At 37.3% G+C, this 17,307-nt stretch carries 13 protein-coding genes and 1 pseudogene; 9 read left to right on the forward strand and 5 right to left on the reverse strand.

Translation table 11 applies throughout. From position 1 onward, the window contains the following. Positions 1–14: 14 nt before the first annotated feature. The gene (locus AC6CH7_RS18690; RefSeq protein WP_498264179.1) at positions 15–1,901 is read right to left on the reverse strand and encodes a DUF1800 domain-containing protein; all 1,887 of its coding nucleotides are present in this window, start codon (positions 1,899–1,901) and stop codon (positions 15–17) included. Positions 1,902–2,187: 286 nt separating this feature from the next. On the opposite strand from AC6CH7_RS18690, the pseudogene AC6CH7_RS18695 reads away from it, so the two are divergent. The 6 genes and pseudogenes from AC6CH7_RS18695 (at position 2,188) to AC6CH7_RS18720 (ending at position 9,042) form a co-directional block, all read left to right on the forward strand. Further along, a pseudogene (locus tag AC6CH7_RS18695) lies at positions 2,188–3,069 on the forward strand (cupin-like domain-containing protein). Between the two features lie 152 nt (positions 3,070–3,221). Next, a complete protein-coding gene (locus AC6CH7_RS18700) occupies positions 3,222–4,103 on the forward strand; it encodes a cupin-like domain-containing protein (protein WP_172661698.1) in 882 nt (293 codons plus the stop codon). 96 nt (positions 4,104–4,199) lie between these two features. Beyond that, a complete protein-coding gene (locus tag AC6CH7_RS18705) occupies positions 4,200–5,297 on the forward strand; it encodes a vWA domain-containing protein (protein ID WP_048907737.1) in 1,098 nt (365 codons plus the stop codon). A gap of 31 nt (positions 5,298–5,328) precedes the next feature. After that, positions 5,329–6,831 (forward strand): sigma 54-interacting transcriptional regulator, encoded by a 1,503-nt coding sequence (locus tag AC6CH7_RS18710; protein WP_498264180.1) that lies wholly within the window; start codon positions 5,329–5,331, stop codon positions 6,829–6,831. A gap of 21 nt (positions 6,832–6,852) precedes the next feature. After that, positions 6,853–8,130 (forward strand): metallophosphoesterase, encoded by a 1,278-nt coding sequence (locus AC6CH7_RS18715; RefSeq protein WP_498264181.1) that lies wholly within the window; start codon positions 6,853–6,855, stop codon positions 8,128–8,130. A gap of 24 nt (positions 8,131–8,154) precedes the next feature. Then, the gene (locus AC6CH7_RS18720; RefSeq protein WP_498264182.1) at positions 8,155–9,042 is read left to right on the forward strand and encodes a UbiA prenyltransferase family protein; all 888 of its coding nucleotides are present in this window, start codon (positions 8,155–8,157) and stop codon (positions 9,040–9,042) included. Positions 9,043–9,049: 7 nt separating this feature from the next. Here the strand turns inward: AC6CH7_RS18720 and AC6CH7_RS18725 are convergent, their stop codons facing one another. From AC6CH7_RS18725 to AC6CH7_RS18735, 3 genes are read right to left on the reverse strand one after another with little or no spacing between them, the layout of a single operon-like run. Further along, positions 9,050–9,739 (reverse strand): response regulator transcription factor, encoded by a 690-nt coding sequence (locus AC6CH7_RS18725; RefSeq protein WP_498264183.1) that lies wholly within the window; start codon positions 9,737–9,739, stop codon positions 9,050–9,052. A gap of 43 nt (positions 9,740–9,782) precedes the next feature. Beyond that, positions 9,783–11,450 (reverse strand): sensor histidine kinase, encoded by a 1,668-nt coding sequence (locus AC6CH7_RS18730; protein WP_498264184.1) that lies wholly within the window; start codon positions 11,448–11,450, stop codon positions 9,783–9,785. Positions 11,451–11,460: 10 nt separating this feature from the next. After that, entirely contained in the window at positions 11,461–13,353 is a 1,893-nt protein-coding gene (locus AC6CH7_RS18735; RefSeq protein ID WP_498264185.1) for a S9 family peptidase, read from the reverse strand. A gap of 315 nt (positions 13,354–13,668) precedes the next feature. Between AC6CH7_RS18735 and AC6CH7_RS18740 the strand changes: the two genes are divergently transcribed. Genes AC6CH7_RS18740 through rfbC form a run of 3 tightly spaced genes read left to right on the forward strand, consistent with a single transcriptional unit; the run spans position 13,669 to position 16,358 of the window. After that, the gene (locus tag AC6CH7_RS18740) at positions 13,669–15,477 is read left to right on the forward strand and encodes a tetratricopeptide repeat protein (RefSeq protein ID WP_498264186.1); all 1,809 of its coding nucleotides are present in this window, start codon (positions 13,669–13,671) and stop codon (positions 15,475–15,477) included. 15 nt (positions 15,478–15,492) lie between these two features. Beyond that, positions 15,493–15,795, forward strand: coding sequence for a DUF4286 family protein (locus tag AC6CH7_RS18745; protein WP_498264187.1), 303 nt, complete (start codon positions 15,493–15,495; stop codon positions 15,793–15,795). 8 nt (positions 15,796–15,803) lie between these two features. Then, the gene (gene rfbC / locus AC6CH7_RS18750) at positions 15,804–16,358 is read left to right on the forward strand and encodes a dTDP-4-dehydrorhamnose 3,5-epimerase (protein WP_498264188.1); all 555 of its coding nucleotides are present in this window, start codon (positions 15,804–15,806) and stop codon (positions 16,356–16,358) included. An 86-nt stretch (positions 16,359–16,444) separates the two neighbouring features. On the opposite strand, the gene AC6CH7_RS18755 is transcribed toward rfbC, so the two are convergent. Beyond that, entirely contained in the window at positions 16,445–17,287 is an 843-nt protein-coding gene (locus AC6CH7_RS18755) for an OmpA/MotB family protein (protein ID WP_294873237.1), read from the reverse strand. Between the last annotated feature and the right edge of the window lie 20 nt (positions 17,288–17,307).

Consider the following 17,307-nt stretch of genomic DNA (forward strand, 5'->3'; position numbering starts at 1 on the left):
TAGTTATTTTAAGTCTATTTACGCTGGAATTCCGGAGAGCCAAGAATTACGCCTACTACCTGCGCCAATTTTGAATTCTTCATATCTTCTTTTTTAGTTGTTCTACCCTTTTTAATGCCTCCCACAGCTTCGGTGTCGTCAACATTGGATGTTACAGGAGTCGTTTTCTCAGCAGCTATTTCTACTTTTTTATTTAGATCAGGATCCTTCAGCATGGGCTTCAATCGCTTTATGGTAGCATCAAGATTCCGTTCGGGCATAATGATCTTACTATATGTTGTTAAAGCCGCCTCAGCACTTTCGGGTTCGTGATTGTTGTTTAAAGCGGCCAAGTCAACTTTTATTCCTGGAATGCGTTGTGAAGCAAGCGCCAAACCAAAATTCATTCGATTTAATAATGCTCCGGTGTTAATCCAATATTGACCCCTATCTGGAAATCCTGTCGGCGCCTGATAATAGTACATCTTTTGCCCCATTTTATTGATCCAGCTAAACAGCTGATATGGCTGTGTAATTTGAGCATCTAAACTTCGCACTGCGCTAATGGCAAGTTCAAAAGGAGACTTTGTTTTTTCCCTTAAAGCATCGACCTTCCAGAACTCTGGAGAAGAAACCATCGTGATCATTACCTGCTTTATATCTCCGTCTGTTTTACTAAAGGTTTTTGCCATTCTATCTACAAGCCGTGGAGACGCTTGATCGCTCACAAATCTTGTTGCTATCTTTTTTGAGATGAATTTTGCCGTAGAAGGGTGCTGAGCAAGCATGGTTAATAAAGCCACACCTTCTTCATACCCACCATTAGCCGGGAATCGCTTGCCAAGCACTATTTTCTCTCCATTATCATGTCGGCTAGGTACAAACAAGAAATCTCCCTGATGTACAAACCCTCGTTTCTCCAGGTTCACCTCTCCTACATTATCTATCAATTTCTTCATTCCTGCACCATATCCATCTTCACCCATTGGAGCAATAGTCCAGCCGGTTAATACCCTTGCTGCCTGTGTTACATCGGCCTGCGTATACCCGCCATCCACTCCAAGTGTATGCAATTCCATTACTTCGCGGGCATAATTTTCATTCAGCCCCCCCTGTTTCTTTTTAGCCTGTGCTTTCCTAATCTTATTGCCACCTTTTGTTTGTACTGAATCCATTCTTGTTGTTGCAATAGGCTGCCCGCTGCTGCTAAAATTATCCAGATAGATAAGCATTGCGGGAGACTTAGCCGTAGCCAGCAGCAAGTCGTTGAACTTGCCAGTTACATTGGGTCTCACCACGTCGCGTTCAAAAGCAGGAACAAATGAAGCGCACTGGTTTTTGGTTAAAGAAACATTAAAGTGATTGAACCAGAAATCGGTAAGTAACTCACGTAATTGATTATTCGTATAAGTCGCTCTTAAAATTTTCTGGTTGATAAACTGACGATATAGCTCTTGCTGGGGCTTTAGTCCATTCATTTCCATATAATCTTTAATCTTCTTTTTATATGCTCCCTGATTCCCTTTATTTATCGAATCCTTGTCTATAGCTCCATCTTTAATAGCCATACGCAATACTCTGGCTGATCTGGGATATTTATTTTCCACATCTGTATTACTTAAATTGATATCGTCAAATTGGATTAACATTTTATCAAGCTCTTCATCCTGTAAGTCGCCTTCCAGCTGTTGCATAAACCATTTTTCTAAACCTATTTTCAGAACACGATCTACGTCTCCAGTCTTAGGACCGTAAGTAAATCTGCTTAACAGGTGTTCCGCAGCCTGTCGCTCACTTAATCCTGCCTGCCTGTAAGGGAATTTCAATTTTACAGTAACTGGTTCCTTTTGAAAAGAAGAGCATAGGGTAATAAAGAACAAAACAAATACAAAAGAGAAGAGGATCTTAATTGATGTTTTCATAATTGTCTTGTTGGATTATGTTGGTATGACAATTAAAACGTCAAAAAGATTAATCAGCATATAACATATTTTGAAATAGATAAATCCATCGTTAAAATTTCACCGTATATGAGGTTAAAGCGTTGAAAATTTCATTTGAATAGACTTTAGGGTGGTGATTAATATGGCCGGTGCATTTAAAAAGCATCGGCTTTTTGTTTTGTCAGGGATTTTTAATTTTTAATATCATCAATTCCCTTCACTATCGTTTTTCTATAATTTTGCTTTGTCTTAATATTGAATTAACATGAAGTTTGACTTATCACCAATCGATATCGTTAATGATATTTCCAAAGAGGAATTCGAAAACAACTACTTGAACGCCCGCAAACCACTGATTATAAAAAATATGTCGAAGGCCTGGCCTGCATTTGGTAAGTGAAATTTAGACTACATGAAATCTGTTGTCGGCAATAGGACTGTTCCATTATATGACAGCTCTAAAGCTGATCCTTCAAAACCAATTAATGCATCGGCGGCTGAAATGAAGTTTGCAGATTATATAGAGTTAATTAGAAACACGCCTACGGATCTGCGCATTTTCTTGTTTGACCCCATTAAACAAGCCCCTAAACTACTGGAGGACTATCGTGCACCAAAAGAATTGATGGGCGGTTTTCTGGACAGCTACCCAAACATGTTTTTTGGCGGAAAAGGTTCAGTTACTTTTTTGCATTACGATATAGATCTTGCTCATATTTTTCATACCCACTTTAATGGCCGCAAACATGTGATCCTTTTTGAAAACAAATGGAAAGAGCGTCTTTATCAAATCCCATATGCTACTTATGCATTGGAGGACTATGATGTTGAAAAGCCAGACTTTGATAGATTTCCAGCACTGGAAGGTGTTAAAGGTGTTGAGGCATTTTTGGAACATGGTGACACCTTATTTATGCCTACAGGTTACTGGCATTGGATGAAATACCTTGACGGGTCTTTCTCTATTAGCCTAAGAGCATGGGATAAATCATTAGCGGTTAAAGCTAAAAGCTTATATAATCTTACCCTTCAGCGTAAGTTTGATGATTTTATGAAGGCTAATTTCAGAGAGAAGTACATGACCTGGAAAGAAAATCTGGCTATCAAACGAGCAAACAAAGCACTCGCCAGTCAGCAACCCTATTAGTAATGATCTAATCTTAATTTATTTGAAAGAGCAGCTATGAAATAAATTAAGAATGACGTTATGAAGAGAAGGATTTTTTTATCTAAGTTTGTTCTAAATAAGGTCGGTAAATAGGCATTTCGCTGTTAACACGTATCTTATCATTAAAACTTATGAGTTTTATTTTAAAGCCGGTAGATACCGTTGAGAGCATCAGCCCCGCTGATTTTAAAAAAAATTATTTAGATGCCAGACGTCCTTTAATCATTAAAGGACTGACTAAAACATGGCCGGCAAGAGAAAAATGGACAACCGACTATTTAAAAGAAATAGGAGGAGATCTGAAGGTTAGTTTGATGGACAATTCTAAAGCTGATCCGTCAAAACCTATTAATGCATCGGTAGCAGAGATGAGATTTGGGGATTATCTTGATCTTATTAAATCTAAACCAACAGAACTGAGAATCTTTTTTTTCAACCTGTTTAAACATGTTCCTAACCTGGTAAATGATATTGTTATTCCTAAAGATTTAATGGGAGGCTTTATTGAAAGTATGCCTGCAATGTTTTTTGGAGGATCGAACTCTGTTACCTTTTTACATTACGATATAGATTTACCACACCTTTTCCATACCCACTTTGGCGGAAGAAAGCACATTATCCTTTTTGATAATAAATGGAAAAAGCGCTTGTATTGTATCCCTAATGCAACCTATGCATTAGAAGATTATGACGTAGCCAACCCTGATTTTGAAAAATTCCCTGCACTTAAGGGAGTTGAAGGTTATGAAGTTTTTCTTGAACACGGTGATACCCTGTTTATGCCTACAGGCATGTGGCACTGGATGAAATATCTTGACGGCTCTTTTTCGTTAAGTTTAAGAGCATGGGATGCATCAATTACCAGAAAGGCCCAGAGTGTATTTAACCTTGCTATTAAAGGAGGTGTTGACAGTATTCTGAAAATGGCGTTTAAAGCTCCGTACGCTAAATGGAGAGAACGCCTGGCAATAAAAAGAGCTGAGAGAGCATTGGCTAACGGCAGCCCTAAATAGGCTGCCAAAACTTCTCTGTCTGAGGTATTTTTACAACTGGATAACATTATTAACACCTCAAACTTTTACCTTCGATAATTCGTTTATAATGAATATATGAGAGGTTTCCATTTTTCTAATTTCCAACCCGATGATTTACCCAAAGGCGGCTTTGATGAATTGCTTAAGCTTTTCACCCAGCTATTGAATTATACTGCAGGCGATGCCGGGGAGGCATTGGCCTGGATGAACGAGTTGGACAAGAAATACAAGTTCACAAATAATGAGTATGGGATGGGCGATTTTATTGATGACCTTAAAGAAAAAGGTTATTTGAAAGAGAACCCGGCAAATGGCGACTTAAGTATAACCGCTAAAACAGAACAAACCATACGTAAATCGGCCCTTGAAGAAATATTCGGCCAACTAAAAAAAGCAGGAAAGGGTAACCACAACACTAATATATCAGGGATTGGTGAAGAGAAAAATGCAGACAGAAGAGAATTTACTTTTGGTGACAGTTTAGATCAGATAGACATTACTGCGTCAATTCAGAACGCCCAAATAAACCATGGCATTGCTAATTTTACGTTAACAGAGCGAGATCTGGAAGTAGAGGAAAAGGACTATAAGACCCTTACTTCGACCGTACTGATGATAGACATATCACATTCTATGATTCTATATGGTGAGGACAGGATAACACCCGCCAAAAAAGTAGCCATGGCACTTGCAGAGCTGATCAAAACCAGATATCCTAAAGATACCCTCGATATTGTTGTGTTTGGCAATGATGCATGGCCTATATCAATTAAGGATTTGCCATATTTACAAGTAGGCCCTTACCATACAAATACTTTTGCCGGATTGGAATTGGCAGCCGATTTACTACGCCGTCGTAAAACCCATAACAAACAGATTTTCATGATTACTGATGGTAAGCCGACTTGTTTAAAGGAGAACGGCAGATATTACAAGAACAGTATGGGGCTTGATAGAAAGGTAGTTAATAAAACCTTAAATATGGCGGCCCAATGCAAACGACTTAATATCCCAATTACCACTTTTATGATAGCCCAGGATCCTTACCTGCAACAGTTTGTGCGGGAATTTACACAGATCAACGGAGGAAGAGCATTCTATAGTTCCTTAACTGGCCTTGGAGAATACATATTTGAAGATTATATAAAGAACAGACGGAAAACAGTCAGATAAGTTCTAAGCGCTCAATTCGAAAAGATAAAACATGGATTACAACAACATAAAAACACTTGGCCAATTAAAGGCCTCAACCTATAAATCATTATCTGTAAAAGACGAGCTTCGTAAGAATCTGATCGTTCAGCTTAAAAACAAGGACGCTGGGTTTGAAGGTATTTTAGGCTATGATGAAACCGTGATTCCTGAATTGCAAACAGCTATTCTGTCGCGGCACAACATTTTATTATTGGGTTTACGAGGTCAGGCAAAAACACGTATTGCCAGGCTAATGGTAAATCTTTTAGATGAGTATATTCCATACGTAAGCGGAAGTGAGATTTTTGATGATCCATTGAATCCTATCTCATGGTACGCAAAACATGAAATATTAATTCATGGCGATAATACCCCGGTTAGCTGGCAGCACCGTAGCGAAAGATATACTGAAAAACTGGCAACTCCCGACGTGACCGTAGCTGATTTGATTGGCGATGTTGACCCAATTAAAGCTGCCACCTTAAAATTAACGTACAACGACGAACGGGTAATTCACTTTGGTTTAATCCCCAGAGCGCACAGGAGCATCTTTGTAATTAATGAGCTCCCCGATTTGCAAGCGCGCATACAGGTGGCATTATTTAATATGCTCCAGGAAAAAGACATTCAGATAAGAGGTTTCAAGTTACGCTTGCCATTAGATGTACAGTTTGTTTTTACTGCAAACCCAGAAGATTATACCAATAGGGGTTCTATCGTGACGCCGCTGAAAGATCGCATAGAAAGTCAAATTCTAACCCACTACCCTAAAACCATAGACATCTCCAGAAAGATAACCTTCCAAGAAGCAAAAATAACAGAAGAGCAAAAAGCAAATATTGAGGTAGATGGTCTGGTGAAAGATCTGATAGAACAAGTTGCGTTTGAGGCCAGAAAAAGTGAATTTATTGATCAAAAGTCAGGGGTTTCAGCAAGGTTAACCATTACCGCTTATGAGAATCTCATTAGTACTGCAGAGCGAAGAATGTTGATTAATGGAGAGAAAAGCACCGCCATAAGACTTTCAGACCTGGTAGGTATTATTCCGGCCGTAACCGGCAAAATTGAATTGGTTTACGAAGGTGAGTTGGAAGGGCCCGCCAAGGTTGCTAATACGCTCATCGGCAAAGCAATTAAAAGCTTATTTGCTCGCTATTTCCCTGATCCGGAAAGAGCTAAAAAAAGTAAAACAGCTAACCCATACACAGATATAACCGAATGGTTCACAGATGGGAATACACTAGATATAGCCGACTCTCTTACACAGGCAAAGTACGAAAAACAGCTTAGGGAGGTTAACGGTCTATACGATCTTGTTAAAAAATTCCATGCTAAACTAAGCGAAAACCAAACCTTATTACTAATGGAATTTGTACTGCATGGTTTGGCGGAATATTCACAGTTAAATAAAAAATATCTTGAAGGGGGATTCGGATTCTCAGATATGTTTGAAAGCTTATTTAACACCGAACTTGGTGATGATGATGACGAGGATGATATTAATTTCAGGTAATTTTATTAATAAAAACACTTAATGGGACGACTACCCGCACTTATAATTTTATCTGTTTTACTGCTGGCTTTCGATTACTACTGTTATCGGGCAATATTATCCGTATTTAAAAAATGGAAGCCAACTACAAAAAAACTATTCTCAATAATTTGGTGGACGTACACTGGTCTTCTTGTAATAGGTGTGTTTGCGGCGATTTATGTCCCTTCCTACTTACCTTTATATTTAAGCTTGCGCTCTGTTATTCTTGTTGCATTTTTTTTAACCTTGGTTTGTAAAATAGTAATGCTGCCATTTTTATTGATTGATGACGTAAGGAGATTAATTATTAAAATAAACAGATCCTTCAAAAGTAAAAACACAGCTGTTTTGATTCAAAAAGAGCCCCAAACTATGGTTGGAGAACCTATAAGCAGGTCATCGTTTATTATAAAAGCTGGATTAGTCGCAGCTGCTATTCCCTTGACTTCTCTTACCTGGGGCATTTCCTCTGGCGCCTATGATTATAAGATAAAAAGGAGGACTTTGCTACTTCCAAACCTCCCGAAGGCTTTTGAAGGAATCAAATTGGGGCAGATCTCAGATATCCACTCAGGAAGTTTTTATAATAAGAAAGCGGTGCAGGGCGGTGTAGACATGCTCCTGGCAGAAAAACCTGATTTTATCTTTTTCACAGGAGATCTTGTTAATGATATGGCTACTGAGATGCGTGACTATCAGGATCTGTTCAGTATAGTTAAAGCGCCCCTTGGAGTGTATTCCGTACTCGGAAATCATGACTATGGCGATTATCATTTTGGAGGCGCACCATCAGCTGCTAAAGCTAGGAACCTGCAGGATGTAATTAAAACCCATAAAGTAATGGGTTGGGATTTACTGATGAATGAGCATCGACGCTTAAAGATAGATGGCGAGGAGATTGGAATATTAGGGATTGAGAATTGGGGAATGGGCCGTTTTCCGAAGTATGGCCGTATGGACCTGGCAACTAAAGACACGGATGACCTGCCTGTAAAGCTACTACTATCCCACGATCCATCTCATTGGAGGCAAGAGGTTTTGAGAAAGTATCCACAAATAGATGCCATGTTTAGTGGCCACACTCATGGCATGCAGTTTGGCGTAAGAACTGAACACTACCAATGGAGCCCTGTCCAATATATATACAAAGAATGGGCTGGTCTTTACAAAGAACAAAATCAACAGCTTTATGTAAATGTTGGTTACGGTTTTCTAGGTTATCCGGGAAGGGTTGGAATTTTACCGGAAATAACGATATTTGAATTAAAGCGGGCCTAATTAAATTAAACCGCTTGTCTGCAAATGATTAAAAGAATACTTCTTTCTATTCTTGATTTCCTGCTATTCAGCAACCTGTTTATAGGTATTTGTGCCGTTGCTCAGGGGTTGGTAACCTATCACCTTTTACATGTCCCTGCAGACAAGTATATACTTGCATTCTTATTCTTTGCTACTGTAGGTCTTTACAACTTTAGCATGCTATTAGCCAAGCCTAAAGATCCGGGAAATTCACCATATATTAGAGTTAGATGGATATTTTCACATCATCGCTTAATCATTTCAATTACACTGATTTGCATTTTGTGTTTAATTCCACTCGGCTTATGGTATTTAAGCTTCGAATCTAAACTTCTTATGGTTTTTACAGGATTAATGGCTGTTGGCTATAATGTACCTTTTCTAACTCTAAATAAGCAGCAAATCGGTCTAAGAAATATCCCGGGAATTAAGCTATTTCTGATCGCTCTTGTTTGGTCTATAAGCAGTGTATTGCTACCAATAGTTGAACTCGAACGCAGCTATCAAATCAATATCTCCTCGGCCGAAACCCTTTTACTTGTAGCCAAACGCTTTTTATTTATAGCGGCCATTACTGTTCCTTTTGACATCAGAGATTTGTTTCAAGATAAGTTGTATGCCCTTAAAACAATCCCTGTAATGCTTGGAGAAAAAAAAGCGTATATCTTCTGCCAATTTTTACTCGGCCTCTATGTCTTGTTGTTAATTCTATTCAAACAGGCAACAATTGGAGACATCCTTGCCCTTACCTTAACAATAATCTTAACGGGGTGGCTGATCTTTAAATCCAATATCAAAAAGAATGAATACTACTACTTCTTCTATCTTGATGGAACCATGTTTCTGCAATACCTTGCGTTACTACTGGTTACTTGGGTTACACAGTTATAAAAATAAGTTAGGCAGGGTTAAAACGATACCCAACACCTCTTACCGTTTGAAGTAACTGCGGATTATCAGGATTAAGCTCTATTTTTTTTCGTAAGCGCACAATATGCATGTCAAGCGTTCTGGTATTCACATCAGAATTGTATCCCCAAACAACCAGCATAAGCTCATCTCGGTTAATTACCTTATTAGGATTCCTTAAAAAGTAAAGTAAAATTCTGTTTTCAAGAATTGTAAGCTCTATCTTCTTCCCGTTTCTGAATAGTGTATGGATGTTAGGGTGGTGCTCCATATTTCCAAAACGATGGATTTCCGAACGGTCATTATTAAGCAGGTATTTAACCTTACTATCCAACATTGCAACCAGAACATCCATATTAAATGGTTTAGTTACATAATCTGAAACTCCAAAATTATAAGCATCAATCTTGTCTACATCCTGGGCTTTAGCTGTCAGCATGATAATCAAATTCTCAAATCCTTGTTTACGTACTTCTTCACAAACTTCGGCGCCCTGTTTACCAGGTAACATCCAATCTAAAAGAACAATATCTGGCTGCTCATCCATTATCATTTTTTCGGCAGCTAAACCATCACCAACCTCCAAAACTTCATAGCCTTCAGCTTTTAAACGATGCACAACAAGAAAGCGCAAATTCTCGTCATCTTCAACTATCAGTATTTTTATTCCCTTAGACATAATTTTTTATTTATTTCAATATAAATGCAAACGTATAATGGCACTAGTCATTATACGGCAACACAATTTTAAACTCTGTTCCTTTATCAACTTTACTTTTTACTGTAATCTCGCCACTCATAAAGTTAACAAGTTCCTTACAGAAAGCCAAACCAAGGCCAACGCTCCCGTTCTGGTTGTACTGGTTTTGTATGCGGAAAAACTTCTTAAATATATTATTAATTTCTGATGAAGGAATTCCTATTCCCTGATCCGTAAATCGGAATACAACTCTTCCCTTAATAAGTCTGGCTGAAATATGAAGCCGTTTCCGCTCTAATGGCGAATACTTATAAGCGTTTTCTGCCAGGTTATCAAAAAGGCTTCCCAGTAATACCGGATCTGTAACGAAAGTTTTGAATCCGCTTACATCAAAAGAAAAGTCAAAATCCGGGTGTTTAAGTCGATGTGATTCAACCGTACTTTCGATAAAATCATTAATATTAATTTTCTCGGAGTTTAGCTGTATTGCCTTGTTCTCAATTTGGGTAAAAGCAAGTAACTTATTCATTAAGCCATTCAACTTATCGGCCTCTTCATCAAGAATTTTCCCATAAAGTTTTAATTCTCTTTCGGTTAAACTTGATGCACTTTTAATATTGTTTCCCGCAATCTTAATTACACTTACCGGAGTTTTAAATTCATGGGTAAGGTTATTCATAAAATCATATTGCAGTTTAAACATCTTTTGATTAATATTTAAGTTTCTATAGATCAGAAACGCCACCAATACCAAAATGCTATAAAACAGCAATACAGCTAAAGCAATTGGAAGGAAATAACTGAGAATTTCCTTATCAATAAAGGATTTAGAGGAGATAAAATAAAGCTTAAAATCTGAAAATGGCCCCGGCAAGGTTATCTCAGTAGTAACATATAATGAAGAGGTTTCAAGGGGGTCATATGTTAATGGTTCAATTTTGATATATTGATATAACAGAGGCCTTGAGTTAATGATCTTGATTTTATATGGATCCAATTGAAAAGAAAGCATATCCTGCTGATAAATCGGCTGTGGATTTAAAGATTTTCTCATCATTGTTTTGTACATTTTAAGATCCTCTATCCTTGGTATATTCAAATAGGTAATCTTGTTAGACCGCACATTGCTGAAGTTACTAAACAGTTCATCCTGACTGGGTACACGGGTAGTATCCAAACTCTCAATATAAGAGACCAACTTTAATGCTAAGGCATTAAAATCGTCTCCCGCAATGAAATTACGGGTATTATCACTTGAGAAAAGCTTAACCGAATCCATTGGAACCAAGCTTCCAAACTGATAAATACTTTTGGGTCCAAAAGAGAACTTTCCGATATTTAAACCATCCGTTACCGGGGTGTTTTTAACTTCAGAATCATAAAATATTACCTTCGATACAAATGGGTACTCCAGCAGTACAGTATCAACAAAGTTAGATGCGGTGGCCGAGTCCAAATAACCATTATAATAAGAGACCTCAGGCAGCTTTTTCTGAAAAAAATCGTTGTACGGCCTAATACTTTGTTCAAGTACATTTACCTTCTCAGAAACAAATTGGTTCTCGATATACTTGGTACTAAATCTGTAAGCTAATAAAAGCGATAACATAAACAGCACCAACATCAAAATGATGAAGGTGAGTATTAATGGAAAATTCTTACGATAACCGCTTTTCTTCTCTGAAGACATGAGGTTGAATTTACTTCTTTTTTAGGTTAACTTCTAAAAACGATTCAAGAGCAGTATATAGTTTTTGTCGCCCCACATCATTTTTACTATAGAATGGATCACCATCATTTTCCAAATAAGTTACGCTTATATTTCTCTTTTGGAGATTTTTAACGAACTGTATAGTTTCACCAGCATTTATATTCGGATCCTTAGTGTTTTGAGCAATAAACAAAGGTTTCTCAATCCTATCTACCTGAAACAAGGGAGAAGACTGGCGCATTCTATCTACATCGGTTAGTGGATTTCCTATAACCTCATAATACATTTGTAATTTCGGTTTTAAAAATGGTGGTATTGATTTCAAATAAGTGAATAAATTAATCACCGCAGAATTTGAAGCACCACATGCATAAGTCTTATTCTCCGAGTACAAACCATTAAGTGCAATGTACCCGCCAAAGCCGGTTCCATATATTCCAATCCTTTTAGGATCGGCAATTTTTTTACTGATCAGCCACTTAACACCATCATTAATGTCATGTTGTATTTTACATCCCCACTCTTTAAAACCAGCCGCCATAAAAGCTTTACCATAACCAGTAGATCCTCTGTAATTCACCTGAAAAACAGCATACCCCCTGTTTGCAAGAAACTGCACTTCTGGATTATAGCCCCAGATATCTCTTGCCACTGGCCCATCGTGAGGCAATACCACAACAGGCAAATTCTCAGCTTTCACCTTTAAAGGTAATGTTAGATACCCCTCTATTTTCATTCCATCTCTTGATACATAGCTGATAGGCTTCATTTCGCACATTTCTTCTTCATTAATGGCTGAATTGAAATCGCTCAATTTTCGTATTTTTCCTGTTTCAGAAAAATAAAGATAATAGGACCCTGGATTGCGATCTGTAAACGTTCTTACTATAAACACGGTCTCTGCTTTATCCCTATCTATTATCCTTGTTTCTGTTTTAGGGAGTAATTTATCTAGATTATTATAAATTAATTTTACAGAATCGTCCAGATAATGCTTCTCCTTCTTCCAGGTTTCATAAACAACGAAAGACATTTTCTGCTTTTTTCGGGAGTACTGAGCATCAGTAATATTTATAGTCTCATCACCAAACAAAACCTTAATCTCTTTCCCGGTTTTACAATCAAGCTCAACAAGTGCCCCCTTATTGCGACTTACATTAGAAATTGCATAAATAACATTTAACTTGTTTTTAGCAAAAGCAATTGGTCTTAAGGTGTTTTTAAAGTTATTGGTTACTATTGGTTTAAATGCATCGTTTTCACTTTCTCTGTATAACAATGTTTCATTTACACCATCACTGCTTGTTGCTAGTCGGAGTTTACCTTCAGAATCTGTGGTCCAGTCTGTAATATTTCCCGGGTTTTTTGCGGCCATTTGCATTTCCCCATTACGAACATTTAAACGATAAACATCAAAAACTGTTGAGTCTCTTTTGTTAGACGACACCAGTAGGTATTTGTCGTCCATCAATTGATCATCAAGAACCTTTATTCTACTCTTTTCGTTATTCGTTAACTGCCGCTCATTCTTACCATCCTTATTAATAATAAATATATCAGAGAGTCTTAATGCAGGATCAGTTTCTTTGTAATAAATGAGCTCATCCTTGCTTACCCAGAAATAGAAGATAATGCTCTTTTCCTTCAATTGAGTTATCTTTTTCCCCTTACCCGTCTCTATATCCTCAACATATAAATTTTGATTCTTGCCCTCTAATTTCAGATATGACAAGTTCCTGGCGTCTGGGGAAACCCTGTATCCTATCCTATTTTGCGATTTAAAAAAATCGTCGATATGCATAATTCTTACTCCCTCCTTTTGTGTGCAGGCTAAAGCAAAAAGTGATAAGAAAAGAAAAAAATATTTTTTAAATATAACCATATCATTTTTCTGCTTACAAAGCTACGGAACCCTGCCAGTGTAAATCAGTTTACACCAATATTGTTACCTTAAACCCCCATTTCAATATGCTCAAAATAAATTAAATATTTAACTAATATGAATTATCAATTACTTAGAAACAATCTTTAAAACCCTTCAAATCAATAATTGCCTCATAACCAAAGAAAATAAATATTAAATAATAGAAAACATTCTTTGAGTAACATTTAAAATACGCATTTATGTTTTTACCAATAGAAAGGAAATTAGAATTCAAATCATTATTTTAGGGACTCTATTGATAGTCCATCCCTGATGAAAAAGTTAATTTTAATCTTATTATTCTGTTATACAAGCTTTCTTTGCTCAGCTCAAAGCAACGCTGATGAAGGATTGGCTTTTCAATATTACCAGCAAGGTCAGTATCAGGAAGCCTCTGTTTTACTGGAGAAATTATTCAATACGACTAAGAATGATACTTATTTTGACCTCTGGTATACCTCCCTTATTAAGCTCAAAAGACTAGAGGAGGCCGAAAAGATTGCCAAGAAACTAATTAAACAAAGTCCAAAAAACTTACATTATACGATGGCTCTTGCCCGCGTTTACCAGGAAAAGGGACAAATAGATGCGGCAAATAAGGCATACTCAGAAACCCTAAACAATTTACCGGCAGATGAGTTTAAGATAAGAGAGGTTGCTAATATATTTTATAGTTTTCAGGCTTATGATCTCGCCATATCAACCTTCTTACAAGGAAGAAAGATCCTTAACAAGGAAAAGATTTTCACTTACGAGCTTTTAAGTATATATCGTTTTAAAAAGGACAAGAACATGCTTGTGCAGGAGTACATTAATGCGCTTGCTCAAATGCCTGAATTACTACCTCAGGCAGAAAGTGTACTTTCTTCAATTTTAGAAGACAATACCGATTACCTCATTTTACAGGCTGCCTTATTAAAAAAAATACAGAAAGAGCCACAAACAGAGATTTATACCAAACTTTTGATATGGCAATACCTACAACAACAAGAATATGAAATGGCATTAAGGCAGCTTATTGCCCAGGATAAACGCGTTAAGGATGATGGTGCTATATTATTTAATACCGCAAATACTTTTATTGCCAATCAAGCCTATACTACTGCTATAAAGGCCTTTGAATACATCGTAAGTAAGGGCAAGGAAAATCCATATTTTTTACCTGCAAAGGTAGAAATGATAGATGCCAAATATCAGCTGGTAATCACGGGACAGTTTGATAAAAAAGTAATTACAGATCTTACAGCCGAATACTCTTCTGTAATTGAAGAATATGGGAAAACCGCTCAAACAGTTTTTGCGATGAAGAAACTGGCTAACTTACAAGCATACTATCTTAACGACTTAACTAAGGCCGAAAAAACATTAGAAGACGCATTAACTATCACTGGCCTGTCTGCTGCCGAAACAGGACAAATGAAACTCGATCTTGGCGATATCTATATACTAACACAACAACCGTGGGAGGCTTTTTTAATTTACGAACAGGTAGCTAAGCAGTTTGAAAACCAAGCTGTAGGAAACGAAGCTCATTTCCGGTCAGCCAAACTTTCCTTCTATCAGGGCAATTTCTCCTATGCAAAATCCCAGGCAGATGTTTTAAAGGCATCAACGTCTCAATTAATTGCTAATGATGCATTAAATTTGAGTTTAATGATTTCAGACAATCTGCAATCTAAGGTAGACAGTAATGCACTTAAAATGTATGCTGATGCGGAGATGCTTCAGTTTCGAAATCTTCCGGCAAAGGCCCTCATAAAACTGGATAGCATCGCAATCGCCTTCCCAAACAATAGCTTGACTGATGATATATTAATGGCAAAATCCAGGATATATATCAAAACAAATGAAATAAATAATGCTGTAAAAGTTCTTAAAGAACTTATAGACCAACAAGGAACCAGTCTTTGGGCTGACGACGCGCTATTTACATTAGCAGACCTCTATGAGAAAAACCTGAAGAATAATGAAGAAGCTAAAGCCTTGTATCAGAAACTAATTAGTGATTATCCGGGTAGCATGTTTACCACAGAGGCACGTAAGCGTTTTAGGAAACTTCGTGGGGATAATATTGGTACATAGTTCTATCTTTGCACCATGTTATTATACAATGTAACCACAATTATCGAAGATAACTCAGCAGATCGCTGGCTTCAATGGATGCAGGAGATCCACATTCCACAAGTAATGCAAACAGGATTATTTGTATCCAACAGGCTTCTTAAAGTAGTTGACTCTCCAAATGAGGGTGTAACATACTGTGCGCAGTATATAGCCGAAAACATGGATAATTACTTAGACTATCAGGATAAATTTGCACCTGCTTTATTAGCCGAGGTGAATGAGAATTTTAAAAATCAGCAGGTGTCCTTTACCTCTCTGATGGAATATATCGCTTAATCCCATTTATGAATATTATAGAGACTCCCATTGCTAACCTTCTGGTTATTGAGCCCAAGGTTTGGAAAGACAACCGCGGATATTTTTACGAAAGCTACAATTCAAAGTTGTTTTCAGACGCAGGTATTGATGCTACCTTTGTACAAGACAATCAATCTTTTTCTCAGAAGGGGGCTTTACGCGGGCTTCATGCTCAAAAAGCTCCATTTGAGCAAGGTAAGTTAGTAAGGGTTCTACAAGGAAAAGTTTTAGATATAGCAGTAGATATCAGAAAAAAATCTGAAACTTTTGGCCAATATTTCAGCATAGAACTAAGTGGTGATAACCATAAACAATTATGGGTTCCACCAGGATTTTTGCATGGTTTTTTAACGCTTGAAGATGATACTATTTTCACCTATAAAGTAACTAATTACTATGATAAGGCTTCCGAAATTGGTGTGATCTGGAATGATGCCGATATCAATATCGATTGGAATAGCAGCATTGCAAAAGAAGATCTGATCCTCTCTGACAAAGACCTGGTATTGCCCGCTTTCAAAGATTTTGACAGTCCCTTTTAAATCGCCCAACCCTTTAAAAATTCAAGCAAAATGCCCCGTTAATATTTAACGGGGCATTTTTATTTGTTTGCTACCAAGCTTTGAAATTATTGCTTGATCAAATCATACAGCTCATCCAATTTAGGCGAAAGCACAATCTCAATTCTACGATTCTTGCTTCTACCCTCTGCTGTGGTATTAGCGTCCAGCGGCTGAAATTCGCCCTTCCCAGTTGCTGTCATACGTACACTCTCAACCTTACTAACTTCTGTCAGGTAACGCACCACCGATGTTGATCGCAAAACACTTAAATCCCAATTGTCTTTAATTTGTCCAAGGTTAGTGATTTTTTGAGAGTCTGTATGGCCTTCAACAGCGATGTTAATTTCAGGCTGTTGCTTTAATACATCTGCCAGCTGACTTAATGCTTGTTTCCCTTTCTCGTCAATAATAATGCTTCCAGAAGGGAATAGCAATTTATCTGTAAGAGAAACATATACCTTACCATTTCTAATCTCCACAGTCAAACCATTTTTAGTAAAGCCTAAAAGAGCCTGCTGCAGTTTTTCCTTTAATTGATTGGTAGCCTCATCACGTTTACGTAATATCTCTTCGACTTCTTTTAAGCGTTGCTCTCGTGTTTTTAAATCATTAGAAAGCTTGCTGATCTCCGTAGAACTCTTGTTCTTTAATTTAGCATAGTTGCTGTCCATTTCAGAATACTTGTTCTTCAGATCATTTAATGCACTGCTTAATCCAGTAGTATCTTTTTTTAACCTTGCAATCAGACCTTCCAGATTTTCATTCTTTAATTGCGACTCCCCCCATCCTGTTTTTAATGAATCCTGCGTTGCCAATAATGATTTATACTTTTTAGGAGATAGAACTACGCAGGAACTGAATGCACTGGCAAGCAGCCCAACGAATAAGAATAAGCTAATTTTTTTCATTAATGTGTTATTAATTTAGT

The organism is Pedobacter sp. GQ55 (assembly GCF_059758925.1).

Bases quoted from the DNA above. Each gene is read 5' to 3' on its own strand.
- AC6CH7_RS18690 (WP_498264179.1), bottom strand. From the start codon at position 1,901: ATGAAAACATCAATTAAGATCCTCTTCTCTTTTGTATTTGTTTTGTTC.
- AC6CH7_RS18700 (WP_172661698.1), top strand. From the start codon at position 3,222: ATGAGTTTTATTTTAAAGCCGGTAGATACCGTTGAGAGCATCAGCCCC.
- AC6CH7_RS18705 (WP_048907737.1), top strand. From the start codon at position 4,200: ATGAGAGGTTTCCATTTTTCTAATTTCCAACCCGATGATTTACCCAAA.
- AC6CH7_RS18710 (WP_498264180.1), top strand. From the start codon at position 5,329: ATGGATTACAACAACATAAAAACACTTGGCCAATTAAAGGCCTCAACC.
- AC6CH7_RS18715 (WP_498264181.1), top strand. From the start codon at position 6,853: ATGGGACGACTACCCGCACTTATAATTTTATCTGTTTTACTGCTGGCT.
- AC6CH7_RS18720 (WP_498264182.1), top strand. From the start codon at position 8,155: ATGATTAAAAGAATACTTCTTTCTATTCTTGATTTCCTGCTATTCAGC.
- AC6CH7_RS18725 (WP_498264183.1), bottom strand. From the start codon at position 9,739: ATGTCTAAGGGAATAAAAATACTGATAGTTGAAGATGACGAGAATTTG.
- AC6CH7_RS18730 (WP_498264184.1), bottom strand. From the start codon at position 11,450: ATGTCTTCAGAGAAGAAAAGCGGTTATCGTAAGAATTTTCCATTAATA.
- AC6CH7_RS18735 (WP_498264185.1), bottom strand. From the start codon at position 13,353: ATGGTTATATTTAAAAAATATTTTTTTCTTTTCTTATCACTTTTTGCT.
- AC6CH7_RS18740 (WP_498264186.1), top strand. From the start codon at position 13,669: ATGAAAAAGTTAATTTTAATCTTATTATTCTGTTATACAAGCTTTCTT.
- AC6CH7_RS18745 (WP_498264187.1), top strand. From the start codon at position 15,493: ATGTTATTATACAATGTAACCACAATTATCGAAGATAACTCAGCAGAT.
- rfbC (WP_498264188.1), top strand. From the start codon at position 15,804: ATGAATATTATAGAGACTCCCATTGCTAACCTTCTGGTTATTGAGCCC.
- AC6CH7_RS18755 (WP_294873237.1), bottom strand. From the start codon at position 17,287: ATGAAAAAAATTAGCTTATTCTTATTCGTTGGGCTGCTTGCCAGTGCA.